The organism is Ectopseudomonas khazarica, from assembly GCF_017915135.1.
Taxonomy (GTDB): domain Bacteria; phylum Pseudomonadota; class Gammaproteobacteria; order Pseudomonadales; family Pseudomonadaceae; genus Aquipseudomonas; species Aquipseudomonas khazarica.
In genome coordinates this window covers 824,077-836,898 of the sequence record NZ_CP068551.1, presented here as the reverse complement: position 1 = coordinate 836,898, position 12,822 = coordinate 824,077, and the positions used below count along the sequence as shown (strand labels likewise).

General features: G+C 67.4%; 7 protein-coding genes. 2 read left to right on the top strand and 5 right to left on the bottom strand.

Going from position 1 to position 12,822, the window contains the following annotated elements; all coding sequences use genetic code 11:
• Nucleotides 1-38: 38 nt before the first annotated feature.
• Nucleotides 39-488 (top strand): DMT family transporter, encoded by a 450-nt coding sequence (locus tag JLK41_RS03770; RefSeq protein ID WP_210390396.1) that lies wholly within the window; start codon nt 39-41, stop codon nt 486-488.
• A gap of 1 nt (nt 489) precedes the next feature.
• Here the strand turns inward: JLK41_RS03770 and JLK41_RS03765 are convergent, their stop codons facing one another.
• On the bottom strand, nt 490-1,428 hold the full coding sequence (locus JLK41_RS03765) for an SdiA-regulated domain-containing protein (RefSeq protein ID WP_210390395.1): 939 nt from the start codon (nt 1,426-1,428) through the stop codon (nt 490-492).
• Nucleotides 1,429-1,716: 288 nt separating this feature from the next.
• Here JLK41_RS03765 and JLK41_RS03760 point away from each other — a divergent pair, with 288 nt between their 5' ends.
• A complete protein-coding gene (locus JLK41_RS03760) occupies nt 1,717-2,853 on the top strand; it encodes a GGDEF domain-containing protein (RefSeq protein ID WP_210390394.1) in 1,137 nt (378 codons plus the stop codon).
• Here the strand turns inward: JLK41_RS03760 and JLK41_RS03755 are convergent.
• From JLK41_RS03755 to JLK41_RS03740, 4 genes are all read right to left on the bottom strand, one after another.
• Complete coding sequence (locus JLK41_RS03755) at nt 2,843-4,774, bottom strand: methyl-accepting chemotaxis protein (RefSeq protein ID WP_210390393.1); 1,932 nt, start codon at nt 4,772-4,774, stop codon at nt 2,843-2,845. The genes JLK41_RS03760 and JLK41_RS03755 overlap by 11 nt on opposite strands.
• A 192-nt stretch (nt 4,775-4,966) precedes the next feature.
• Nucleotides 4,967-7,288, bottom strand: a complete 2,322-nt coding sequence (pbpC, locus tag JLK41_RS03750; RefSeq protein ID WP_210390391.1) for a peptidoglycan glycosyltransferase PbpC — start codon at nt 7,286-7,288, stop codon at nt 4,967-4,969.
• An 81-nt stretch (nt 7,289-7,369) separates the two neighbouring features.
• Nucleotides 7,370-7,714: an endonuclease domain-containing protein gene (locus tag JLK41_RS03745; RefSeq protein ID WP_152487826.1), complete on the bottom strand. Its 345-nt coding sequence runs from the start codon at nt 7,712-7,714 to the stop codon at nt 7,370-7,372.
• 125 nt (nt 7,715-7,839) lie between these two features.
• Complete coding sequence (locus tag JLK41_RS03740) at nt 7,840-12,738, bottom strand: alpha-2-macroglobulin family protein (RefSeq protein WP_210390389.1); 4,899 nt, start codon at nt 12,736-12,738, stop codon at nt 7,840-7,842.
• Nucleotides 12,739-12,822 lie beyond the last annotated feature (84 nt).

Here is a 12,822-nt window from a genome sequence, read left to right as displayed (position 1 = left end):
TCATAATGGCGCCCTTTCCCTGCCTCTGGAGTGCTCCCATGAATCAAGTCAGCGGATGGCTGCTCGCCCTGCCCTTTCTGGCCGGCGCCGTGCTGCCGCTGCAGGCCGGCATCAACGGCCAGCTCGCCCGCCATCTGTCCAGCGTGTTCGCCGCCGCGCTGATCTCCTTCGCCGTCGGCACCCTGGCGCTGCTGCTGATGACCCTGAGCCAGCGCGAGCTGCCCGGCCTGGGCCTGCTCAGGGAGCTGACCTGGTGGCACTGGAGTGGCGGCCTGCTCGGCGCCTTCTTCATCGCCACCGCCGCCTTCGCCGGCCCCCGCGTCGGCGCCCTGCTGTTCATGGTGCTGGTGATCGCCGGCCAGTTGGCCATGGCCATCACCCTCGATCATTTCGGCTGGGCTGGGTTTCGCGAGTCGCCGATCACCTTCGGCAAGGTGGTAGGCCTGCTGCTGATCGTCGCCGGTATCTGGATGATCCGCCGCGGCTGAGTCAGCGGCGCTGCAGGCGATAGAACAGATTGGGTTCGCTGGCCAGGTAGAGATTGCCCTGGCCATCGAACGTCACGCCCTCGGCCTGCGGCACGCTGCTGTGCAGGCCGGCAAAGCCTCGCAGCAGCGAACGGAAACTGATCAGCCGACCATCCTGGCCGAGTTCGATCAGCAGCTTCGACTCATCGCTCAGCAACACCAGGTGACCGGTGCGCTCGTCGAAATGCACCGACGACAGGTCGCTGGCGAAGATCTTCTGGTCGATCCAGGCCTGGCGGTCGATCACTTCCAGGTTGAAGCGGCCCTGCAGGCTGCTCTTGAGCCCCCTGACCTCGTAGAGTTTGCGTGGCGAATGTTCCTTGACCACGAACAGCCGATCACCGGCGCGGTCGTAACCAAGCCCCTCGAAGCCCTGGTTGCCTCCCAGATCGATGCTCAGCGTCAGCGCCCGATGCTGCGTGCGGCGAATCGCGCCTCCGGGTTGCCTTGGAACGGCGACGGCGATCAGCGCGTGCTTGCGCTCTTCGGCCAGCAGCAAGAGGTCGTCGCCCAGGTAGGTCACGCCCTCGACATCCTCGAAACCTTCGAGCGGGTAGCGTGCGATCAGCTCGCCTTCAGGCGACAGCCGCAGCAGTTGCTCCGGGTTGTTGACCACCGCCCAGATCTGCTGGCGATCATCGTCGAAGCTGAGCCCGGAGAAGTTGTTGCTGACACCGGCGACCGGCTTGGCGTCGATCGCCACCCGGTATTCGGGCAGCCACAGGCTGCGATGCTCCCAGGCATCCGCATGCCAGGAGGTCTTGATCCAGAAGTACAGCCGCTCATCGAGATGCAGCAGACGCAGGGAGTAGGTCGCCAGCAGCAAGGCCAGCAACAGCGCCCATTTCCATGGGCTGAGGACAGGAAGCTTTCCAAGCATCCCCTTGGCAGCGGACAACATCGCAGGCGCTCGCATGAAGGTGAATGAACGACAGCCTGCGCCCGTTATGTTGCAATCGTGCGCAGTGCAGTCTCCGACTGCGACGAACACCCACGGTTCTTCCGCCACAGGCAGGCAAACGTAACGGGACATTGCCCACCGGGGCCGGCAACGACAGGCGGCACACAGTAGTGGCGATTCGACACTCATCTCCCCGCCAAAAGCGCTATGCTCTGGCGAAATAGCTTCTGTGATCACAAAAACGCCAGGAGAGGGCGCCGACCTCCCCAGCGAGGCCCAAGCAGAGAAATGACCGACGCCGAAGTACCGCGCCAGCCAACGACCTTCGCCCTGTGGCGCGAAGTGGACGACACGCGCATCCGCACCCGCGTGGGCGGACTCTTCTACCTGCTCGCCTGGCTGCTGACCTGGATATTCAGCGCCTCTCCGGCAGGTGTCGTCGTCAGTGGCGTGCTGGGCAGCTGCCTGTTCGCTGGATTGCTGATCGCCCGACTGCTGCATCGCCCCAACGCGATCGACGATCCGCAGCAGCTGAAACACTGGCTGGATCGTCACTGGGGGCTGATTCTGCTGACGGCGTTCTGCTGGGGCCAGGCGCACGCCCTGGCGCTCTACAGCGACGCCTACGACGGCTCGGAACTGATCGCCACGCTCGCCACCGTGGCCTTCAGCACGGCGATGACCTTCAACTTCGCCATGCGCTACAGACGTGCCCTGCTGGCGCTGATCCTGCTCTACCTGCCAGGGCTCGCCGTGATGGCGTCGAACTGGGACGAGCGCCACGCCGTGCTGATCACCCTGCTCTTCTACCTGGGCTATCTGGTCCTGGTGCTGGGGCGCAATCACCGTGAGTACCGCGCCACGCTGGAGCTGGAGCTGAAACTGCTGGATCAGCAGCGCCAGCTCGACCTGCTCAGCCGTACCGACAGCCTGACGCAACTGGGCAACCGCTATCAGTTCAACAACCTGTTCCCCAGCCTGGTGGCCAATGCCATACGCCAGGGCGAAGCGCTGTCGCTGGTGTTGCTGGACATCGACTTCTTCAAGCAGGTCAACGACGAACACGGCCATGCCAGTGGCGATGCCTGCCTGACTGCCTTCGCCGAACGCATGCGCCGGGTCTTCCGACGCGATGCCGATGCCCTGCTGCGTCTCGGTGGCGAGGAGTTCGGCGTGCTGCTGCCGGGTACGACCCTGGCACAGGCCTGGGACCTGGCGGAGCACTTCCGGCGCGAGCTGGAAGAGGAAGGCCTGGAGCTGCCCGGACAACGCCTGGTGCTGACCACCAGCCTCGGCGTCGGCTGCTTCAACAGCCGCCACGACAGCGATGCCGACGCCTTCTTCCGTCGCGTCGACAGTGCGCTGTACCGGGCTAAGCGCGAAGGCCGCAACCGCCTGGTCTCGGCCGAGCCGGTCAGAGCCTGAACTTGCCCATCTGCCCCGTCAGGTCGTCGGCCAGGCGGCTGAGGGTCTGACAATCCTCGCGACAGGCACGGACTTCACCGGCGGTGGCATGCGCCAGGTCGGCGATGCCCTGCACGTTGCGGTTGATCTCCTCGGTCACCGAGCTCTGCTCCTCGGTCGCGGCCGCCACCTGGGTGTTCATGTCGCTGATGCGCTCGACCTGCTCGGTGATCGCCCCCAGCGACTGCCCGGTGCGCTGGCTGGACTCGACACCGGTGCTGGTCGCCGCCTGTCCTGCATGCATGGAGCTGACTGCCGTCTCGGCGCCCTGTTTGAGGCGCTGGATCATCTGCTGGATTTCATCGGTCGAGGCCTGGGTACGGCTGGCCAGGGTACGCACTTCATCGGCGACTACCGCGAAGCCACGGCCCATCTCGCCAGCGCGTGCGGCCTCGATGGCGGCGTTGAGCGCGAGCAGGTTGGTCTGCTCGGAAATCCCGCGGATCACCGCCAGCACCTGATCGATGGAAGCCACCTGGTCGGCCAGTTCGGTGACCGCCTCGGCTGCGCTGCCGATGTCCGCCGACATCCGCTCGATATGGGCGATGGACTGCCCGACCACCTGGCGCGCACCCTGCGCCTCGTCACGCGCGGCATGCGAGGACTGCGCAGCGCTGCTGGCGTTGCGCGCGATCTCCTGCACGGTGAGGCCCATCTCATGCACGGCGGTGGCCACCATGTCGGTCATTTCCTGCTGCTGGCCGGCACGTCCGGCCGTGTTCTCCACCACCCGCGTCACCTGGCCGACCGCCGTGCGCAGGCGCTCGCTGGTCGCCAGCACGTCACCGATCAGGTCGCGTTGGCTGGCGAGAAAACGGTTGAAGCCGCGCGCCAGATCACCCAGCTCATCGGCCCTCGACTCATCGAGACGACGGGTCAGGTCACCACCGCCGCCGCCGATTTCCACCAGCGCCTGAGTCACCTGACGAATCGGCCGCACCAGCCCACGCGCCAGCAGCACCACCAGGCCGAGGAACAGCAGCGCCACGGCGACACCGATCAGGCTGGTCACCCACAGTGCCTGCCGCGCCTCGGCATAGACCTCCGCCTCCGGCACCTCGCTGACCAGCAGCCAGTCGATGCTGGCGAACTTCTGCGCCACCGCGAGAAAGATCTCGCCATCACGCTCGAAACGCACCGCATGGCTGTCGCCGGCCAGGACCTGGCGAGCGGCATCGGCACCGAAGAGTTCGCTCAGCTTGCCGCTGCCGCTCAGCTCCGAGCGCGGATGCACCTTGACGTTGCCCTGGCCGTCGACCAGGAACACCTGGCCACGCTCGCCGAAGTGGAACTCGCTGATCATCTTCGACATGTCCGCCAGGCTGTAGCCGAGGCCGGAGACGCCCAGGGTCTTGCCGCCCTGCTTGATGCGCTGGTTGATGAACAGCGTGGGCAGGCGCGTGGTCTTGTCGATGTCGATCTCCAGCGCCCGGTCGCGGTCGCTGTCGACCAGGCGATAGAACCACTGGTTCTCCGTCTGGCTGCGGTCGAGGGTGCGCATCAGCCCTTCACCGGTGGTGTAGTTGCCGCTGGCGAGGGCGACGATGGAAGTGGTCATGGCGTTCTGCTGAGCGCGCACGCCCTCGAGGTAGCGGGCGAACTCGTCGCGCCGGGTCGCGTCCTCGCCGGCGGCCAGCCAGTCCTGCACCAGGCTGTTCTCGGCGATCGAGGCATTGGCGGTGATCGGCGCGGTCAGCACCCGCTCCAGGTCGTTGCGTATCGCCAGAACCCGTGCGGGCAGCGCCTCTTCGATCAGGTAGCGCTCGGTCAGGCGATTGACCACCGCCGAGTAGATGCCGACGACGATCAGGATGCTGGCCAGCAGAGCGGCGCCCATGCTGAGGATCAACTGCCACTGGATACTGCGTTGCCAGAGACGCATGGAGGGTTCTCCCGGAGGTGGTTCGGAGCTCGACCGAGCAATTGGATACAAAATTGTACACAGATTGCAAATCAGTGACCGACAGATGTCCTATCGGCGGCGCCGGCCCGGACTTTACTCGCGTCGTCCGCGGCGCTCGGCCAGGCGCCCGCGCAGAGCGGCCGGCGCCTGCCTGCGCGGCGTCGGGCGCACTCAGGGGGCGACGCTGAATTCCAGACGAGCGGTCTGGCCACCGTCGTCGAGCACGCTGAGCTGATGCCGACCGCTGTCGAAGACCTGGCTGAAGGTCGCGTCCATCGCGCTGTCACCAAGCGGCCGACCGTCGAGGAACCACCAGCGTCGACCACTGCCGCCCAGGGCCGAGAGGCTCAGGCGCAGCGGCTCGTGATTGCCCTGCGGCCTGCGCAGGCGGTCACCGTCGCGCACACCGACGATGGACAGCGGCGCCGCCTGGTTGCGCGGCGGCGGCGGGCAATCGGCATCCACGCCCGGCAACCGCGCACTGCGCCGTTCGCGGCGTGGCAACCAGGGCTCCAGCGGCGCCGGCCACAGGTCCAGTTCCCGCGCCTCGGCCCCCGCACAACCGGGGCCGACGCGCTTGCCCTGGGCGTTGACCCAGTAGCGCTCGCGCAGGCCGCTGCCCAGCGGCTGATCGGCCGCCAGCAGGGTCGGTGGCGTGGTGCCCTCCAGCGTCCAGGCGAAACGCAGGCGCCGGCAGTTGGGATCGTCCTTGCTCATCGGCTGCCCCAGTGGCCAGCAGACGGCGGCGACACCGACCTCGGCCGGCTGCGGATCGGGCGGCACGGCGATGCCGCGCTGGCTGTCACGGTTGACCAGCAGATCATGCACCTGCAGCAGCAGCGGCGCGGCAGAGGCCAGGCCGAACTGGCCGGGCACCGGCGTACCGTCGGGACGACCGATCCACACACCGATCAGGTGACGCGGACCGACGCCGATGGCCCAGGCATCGCGAAAACCGTAGCTGGTGCCGGTCTTCCAGGCCAGCGTCGGGCGCTGCGCCAGGTAGGCACGCGGGTCGCGGTCGGGACGGGCCTGGCCGCTGAGAATACGGCGGATGATCCAGGCCGCCCCCGGGGACAGCAGGCGCCGCTCACGCAGCACATCGCCGGGCTGCAAACGCGGCTTGGCGGCCATGCCGCCGCGGGCGAAGGCGCTGTAGCCGGCCACCAGGGACTCCAGTCGCGCCCCACCACCGCCGAGAATCAGCGCCAGGTTCGGCTCGGCCAGCGGCGGCAGGCGGATCGGCACGCCAGCACCGCGCAGCTCGCCGGCAAAACGCTTCGGCCCATAGGCTTCGAGCAGTTGCACGGCAGGCAGGTTGAGCGATGTGGCCAGCGCCTCGCTGGCCGACACCGGGCCGATGAAGCCCGCAGCGAAGTTGCCGGGACGGTAGTCGCCGTAATGGCGCGGCACGTCCTGCAACAGCGACTCGGAATGGATCAGCCCGGCATCCAGCGCCATGCCGTAGAGGAAGGGTTTCAGCGTCGAGCCGGGCGAACGCAGCGCTCGAACCATGTCGACATGACCGAAGCGCGCGGTATCGCCGATGTCCACCGAACCCAGGTAGGCACGCACGGCCATGCTCGGATGCTCGACCACCAGGATCGCCGCCGAGGTGCGCTCGGGCAGACGCGCGCGCCAGCCCAGCAGCAGGTCTTCCAGGCGCAGCTGCAGGCCGGCGTCGAGCGTGGTGCGGATCAGCGGCGGGCTGCCGGCGCGATTCAGGCGCCTGGCCAGCAGCGGCGCGAGGCTCGGCTCGCGGCGCGGGGCCAGGAACACCGGTTCCTCCAGCGCCTCGTCCACCTGCGCCTGTGGCCACACCTGGAACTCGCCCAGGCGGCGCAGCACCTTGTCACGTGCGGCCTGGGCGCGCTGCGGATGGCGGTCCGGGCGCAACCGGCTGGGCGCCTGCGGCAGTACTGCGAGCAGGGCCGCCTCGGCGCGGGTCAGCTGGCTCGGCGGCTTGCCCAGGTAACTCCAGCTCGCCGCCGCCACCCCCTGCAAGGTGCCGCCGAACGGCGCCCGGTTCAGGTAAAGGGTAAGGATCTCGTCCTTGGACAGGTGCCATTCCAGCTGCGCGGTACGCCACAGCTGCTTGAACTTGCCGGGCAGGTCGCGGCTGTGCGGGTCGAGCAGACGCGCGACCTGCATCGACAGCGTGCTGCCGCCGGACACCACGCGCCCACCCGTCAGGTTCTGCCAGGCCGCCCGTGCCAGCGCCAGCGGATTCACCCCGGGGTGCTGACGAAACCAGCGGTCCTCGTAGGTCAGCAAGGCCTCCAGGTAGTAGGGTGAGACCTCGTCCGACGTCACCGGGTAGCGCCACACGCCGTCATGGTCAGCGAAGCGCCACAGCGGCGTGCCATCCTCGGCCAGCACCACACGGGCCAGGTCGTCCTCGGGCAAGGGCAGCGGGAACAACTGGTCGGCGAGCCAGAGCAGGGCCAGGGGCAGCAGAAAAATCAGGAGCCAGCGACGGACTAGGCGGTGCATGCACAACCCTCTCCCCCAGCCCCTCTCCCATTTATGGGAGAGGGGAGCAGATCAGTATTCTGCGAAGCCTCGCGGCAACGTTCACGGACCATCTTGCTCGCCGATTTCAAGACGAATCTGTTCAAGTACGGCCTCCGTTTCAGCCAGTAGCTGATGATTCCAGAAGCGCAGCACACGATAACCTCGATTTTGTAGATAACGTTCACGCTGTTGATCGTATTCCCCCTGCTGCAGGTGCTGCCCACCATCGAGCTCGATGACCAGCCAGCGCTCGGTGCAGATGAAATCGACGATGTAAGGACCAATGGGTTTCTGCCGTTTGAACTTCAGACCGAGGAAACGATGCCCACGCAGGTAGTACCAGAGCCGTTGCTCGGCATCGGTCATCTCGCGACGTAGGCGTTTGGCGTTGTCGAGTAACGTCATGGTTCCTCCCTGAACCCTTGCCCTCTCCCGCAAGCGGGAGAGGGCGCGGTCTGACGCGCCAGCAGAACCTGATGCGGTCGTCCCCCTCTCCCATTTATGGGAGAGGGTTGGGGAGAGGGCCGTTTCTAACGCCCCCGCACCACCAGAGTACCCGGCGAGCTGCCCAGCGCCTGCCAGCTGGGCCGGTACATCGATTCCACCTGGGGTGGCGGCACGCGGTAGCTGCCGGGGGTCACGGCGCGGGCCAGGTACAGCAGGTGGGTGGTGCCGTAGCCTTCGACGTCCACGGCGGCCACGTAGCGGTCACCGCGATATTCCTGGTGCTTGATGCGGGCGTTCTGCATGGAGCGGCGCCATTCCTTGACGCTGCTGCCCGCGTCGTCGAGGCTCGCAGCGCTTTGCGCCAGGTTCTGGTTTTCCAGCTCCAGGCCGGCGGGCAGCAGGTCGACCACCAGTGCATCGGGCACGCGCTGCTTGGCGCGCACGGCCAGGTGCACCAGCACCAGTTCGCCGCTGTCCAGGCGCTGCAGATCGAGCGGGCGACCATCCATGCCGAGGTACTCGCGCTCGATGCTCAGGTTGTCACCTCCAGCTCGCGGCGCCTGGGTCGGGTAGCCGGACAGGGTCAGCTGCTGGTACAGCGTGGCGCTGCCGGCGTTGCTCACGCTCAGCGGCTCCGCCAGTTCGGCGCGTTCCAGCTTGATGCCCGGCTGCTGGTCGCTCAGTTCGAACTGGAAGGCACCGCTGGCGAGCGCTGCGCGCCAGTTCTGCTCCGGCTTGCTGAGAATGCCGCGACCGGCAAGGAACAGCGAGTTGCGCTCCTGGGTCGACAGCCAGCGCCTGCCGGCCAGTTCATCGGCCAGATCGAACAGGCGCTGTTCGCTCTGCTCGGCAGCCAGGTCGTTCTCTTCGAGCACCGACAGGATCAGCGCCTGGTCACGCAGCGGGCTGCCGTAGTCGGCCATCCAGCGCTCGCCATCACGCTTGCGGCTCAGCCCGGCAGCCAGAGCCTGACCTGCACGCGGACCATCGCCCATCAGCTTCAGCGCCGCCGCCAGCTGCACCAGCGGCAGACCGGAACGGGCGTCGTTGCGCCGGTCGAACAGGCTGCGCAGGGCCCCCAGCGGGGCCTGCTGGCTGCGCGCCAACACGTAGCCGGCATAGGCCTGCACGGCGAAACGGGTGTGCGCGAAGTCCTGGCTGTAGCTGGCCTCGATCAGACTGCTCTGCTGCAGGTAGCGCAGCAGGCGATCGTTGGCTTTCTTCAGCGCCTCGGCCGGCACGCCGAAACCCTGCTCGCGGGCGCGCAGGAGGAAGTCGGTGACGTAGGCGGTCAACCAGTACTCTTCCTCGCTCTCGGCGCTCCACAGGCCGAAACCACCGCTGTGGCGCTGCATGCCGAGCAGGCGTTCGATACCCAGCTCGATGCTCTTGCGCCGCTGCTCGTCGGGCTCGCCTTCCAGGCCAAGTCGCTTGAGGCTGGCGGCATCGGCATACAACGAGGGGTACAGGCCACTGGTGGTCTGCTCCAGGCAGCCGTAGGGATAGGCCTTGAGTGCGCGGATCTGCTCGCCGAGGTTCAGCGGCGGCCGGCTCGACAGCGCCAGCACCGCCTCCAGACCGGCCGGTTCGAACTGGTTCAGGGTGCCAGCCGGCATGCTCCACGGCTCGCCCTCGCCCAGCACGGCACGGAAGTGCTGTAGCTGCGCCGGGTAGGCCGGACGAATGCCCAGTGTCCACTCGCGGGTGAAATCACCCAGCGCCTCGTTCGGCAGCGCCAGGCCCTGCACCTCGACATGGATGCGCCCCTGGCCCAGGCCACCTTCGGCCCGTACCGGAATGCGCAGCGTGGTGCGTTCACCGTCCTTGAGGTTGATCGGCGACTCGCCCTTGCCGAGCAGACGCAGCTGGCCTTCCACGCCCAGTTGCACGTCGAGCTTCTGCTCGCTGCCGGAGAGGTTGGTCAGGTCCAGCGCCAGCGTGGTTTCGTCGCCGCCGGCGAGGAAGCGCGGCATCGACAGTTCGGCGACCAGCGGCGCCGCCACCACCGTCTTGGCCTCGGCCATGCCGAAGCGCTCATCGGTCCAGGCCTGCGCCATCAGCCGCAGCTCACCGTTGAAGTCGGGGATGTCCAGGCTGACCTCGCCTTCGCCCTTGGCGTCGAGCTTCAAGGCATCGCTCTGCAGGGCGACGATCAGCACGCTGGTGTCCGGGCGCTTGCCACCGGCGGCGAGGCCGGCGTCACCCCCGAAGGCCAGGCTGGCGACGCGGCCCTGCGCCTCGATCAGCTGGCCATAGATATCCAGCTGGTCGGCGCCATAGGCCTTGCGCCCGAAGAAGTTGGCGAACGGGTCGGGCGTCGCGTAGCTGGTGATGTTGAGGATGCCGACGTCCACCGCGGCAACCAGCACGCGCACCGTCTCGGGAATGCTGCCATCGGCGTTGCGCGCGCTGACCTTGACCTTCAGCGGCTGCTTGGGTCGCATCTTCTCCGGCGCGTCCAGGCTCACCGCCAGCTTGCGCGGCGCACGCTCCAGCGGCAGGTGCAGCAGGCCCACGGCACGCTTCGGCGTGACTTGCGCCTTGCGCTCACCGGGGCGCACCACCAGGGCACTCAGGTACAGGTCATGCCGCGCCCACTGCTTGTCGATCGGCAGCTCGAAGGTCTTGCCTTCGGCCGGCACGCTGATTTCCTGCCACCACAGCGGCCCCTCGCTGGATTCGACCAGTAGGTAGCCATTGCCGGCAGCCGGCGGAGTGACGGTGATCTTGGCCACGTCGCCGGCGGCGTAGGCCGGTTTGTCCAGCGCCAGCTTGACCTGGTCCGGGCGCACCGCGCCGCCGTCGGCGTTGTCCTGCCAGCGGTAGCCGGCCCAGAAGCGCAGGTTGCTGACCAGACCGGTCTGGTTGTCCACCACCTCGACCCGATACGGGCCCCACTCCACCGGGAAGCGGACCTTGGCGGTGCCGCCGGCGGCGATCTTCAGCGGCTCGTCGCTGAGGGTGAGGAATTTCTCGTTGTAGTTGTGGCGCCAGCCCTCGCCGTCGGAGAAGCTCCAGAAGTAGTCGCGGCGCTCGCGCACCAGACGCACGTTGAGGTTATCGGCGGCCAGCTTGTTGCCATCGGCGTCGGCCACGAGAATTTCGAACTCGGCGAGGCTGTCGGCATCGACCTCTTCACCGTCGAACAGGCCGCGCACACCGGGCAGGCGCTCGGCCGGCCATACCGGCTGCACCAGGCGCCGGGTGATCGGGCGACCACCGGACTCCTGCAGGCTGGCCTGGAGGATCAGACGCAGCGGCGACTTGGCGTCGCTCCAGCGGTTCTCCGGACGCAGTACGGCACGCCCTTCATCGTCGAGGTTCTGTTCGTCGAGTTCCTGGTCCTGGCTCAGGTCGGCCTCGGTGATATCGCCGAACTGGTAGCCGGGCAGGCTCGCCACGGCTTCACGCAGCGGGCGCACGTAGAGCTGCCCGCTCAGGCGATTGCCGGCGGCCGGTGCGCCATAGAGGTAACGCCCGGTCACCGCGAACTCGGCGCTGTCGCTCGGTGCGTAAGGCTGTTCCTGACCCTTGAGTTCCAGCGCCATGCGCTCGGGCAGGAAGTCCTCGACGAGGAATTCATAGAGCTGCGGGCTGCCGTCGCCGAGGTCGAGCAGCAGTTGCCAGCGCCCGGTCGGCGCTTCCTCGGCCAGCGGCAGCTGGTATTGATAGAGGCCACCCTCGTCGGCGTTCCACACGAATTTGCGGCTGACCTGCTCATCCGGGCGACGCACCTCGACGCTGATCGGCTGAGCCTTCACCGGGCTGCCATCGGCATCGCGCAGCAGGCCATTGAGCAGCACGGTCTCGCCTGGGCGATAGAGGTCACGCGGGCCGAACACGAAGAACTGCAGGGCGTGGGCCTTGGGACCGGTGATATCGAATTCGGCCAGGTCCAGCGCCGGGGTGTTCAGGCGCAGCAGGCTGGTCTGCTCGTCCTGCTTGGCCAGCAGCACCTGGGCCTTGGCCGGCAGCGGCAATTGCGCATGGCCGGCGGAATCGGTCTTGCCCTCGGCGAGCAGTGCGCCTTCGCCGTCGAGCAGCTCCAGCTGCACGCCGGACTGGGCCTTGCCGCCCTCCAGCGCCTGGGTGAAGACATCTAGGCGATCCTGGTAGCGATGCGCCGACAGGCCGATGTCGCTGAGGCTGAACAGGGTCGCCGGCTGCGAATAGCTGTAGCTGCCGGCTTCACGCATCACCGCCAGGTACACGCCGGGCTGCTTGAACGGCTCCAGGCCGGCGATCGGCAGTAGCAGGGTCTCGCGGGTGTTACGCGCCGGGTTGAGGTCGAAGCGCCCGCCGTAGACCAGATCGGCCATCGGCAGCAGCTCGCGGGCTTCCCAGGTATCCAGGTTGCTGGCGCGGCCCCAGCGCGAGAGGAAACGTGGCAGCATATCCGGCTTGATGCGGAAGAACTCGACATTGACCTTGTCGACGTTCAGGGCGATCACCGGCAGGCCCTCGGCCAGGCGGGTGGGCAACAGCGAGCCACGACTGGCGAAGCCGACGCTGGCCTGCAGGTCGCGGGTCTGGAAACGGCTGACATGCTCGCTCGCCAGTTTGCCGCCATTGATCGATTGCAAGCCGGCATCGACGGTCAGCACCAGCTTGCGCTTGGGCTCCAGGTGGCGCAGGCGCAGTTCGCTGAGGTTCTCGGTCAGCTCCCAGGCGCCGTCGACCTTGCCGCTGGTGCTGTCGACCAGATGCAGGCGCTCGGCGAAGGGCTGCTCGGGATCGAGGGGAATGGAAAAGGTCACCGACAGCGTGCTGGCGCCGTCGAGCTGCACTTCGGAAACGTCGACCACCTCCAGCTCGCGACCGGCGTAGCGCTTGGCCAGCGCCTCGCGATCGACTGCGGGTCTCGCGGCCTCGGCCTGCTGCGCGGCAGGGGCGGCGGGGGTCACCGTGGCGGGAGGTTGAGAGGAATCACAGGCACTGAGCAGACTCAGTACCAAGGCCAGAAGCAGTCCTTTGTTCGGCATTGCGGGCTCCATGATCGGGGGGCGCAGAAGCCGACAACTATAGCCGAGGCATCCCCCCAGCGACGAGCCGTCCCGACGAATTCG

Coding starts and splice junctions, on each gene's coding strand:
- JLK41_RS03740 (WP_210390389.1), bottom strand. CDS start 12,738: ATGCCGAACAAAGGACTGCTTCTGGCCTTGGTACTGAGTCTGCTCAGT.
- JLK41_RS03770 (WP_210390396.1), top strand. CDS start 39: ATGAATCAAGTCAGCGGATGGCTGCTCGCCCTGCCCTTTCTGGCCGGC.
- JLK41_RS03745 (WP_152487826.1), bottom strand. CDS start 7,714: ATGACGTTACTCGACAACGCCAAACGCCTACGTCGCGAGATGACCGAT.
- JLK41_RS03755 (WP_210390393.1), bottom strand. CDS start 4,774: ATGCGTCTCTGGCAACGCAGTATCCAGTGGCAGTTGATCCTCAGCATG.
- pbpC (WP_210390391.1), bottom strand. CDS start 7,288: ATGCACCGCCTAGTCCGTCGCTGGCTCCTGATTTTTCTGCTGCCCCTG.
- JLK41_RS03760 (WP_210390394.1), top strand. CDS start 1,717: ATGACCGACGCCGAAGTACCGCGCCAGCCAACGACCTTCGCCCTGTGG.
- JLK41_RS03765 (WP_210390395.1), bottom strand. CDS start 1,428: ATGTTGTCCGCTGCCAAGGGGATGCTTGGAAAGCTTCCTGTCCTCAGC.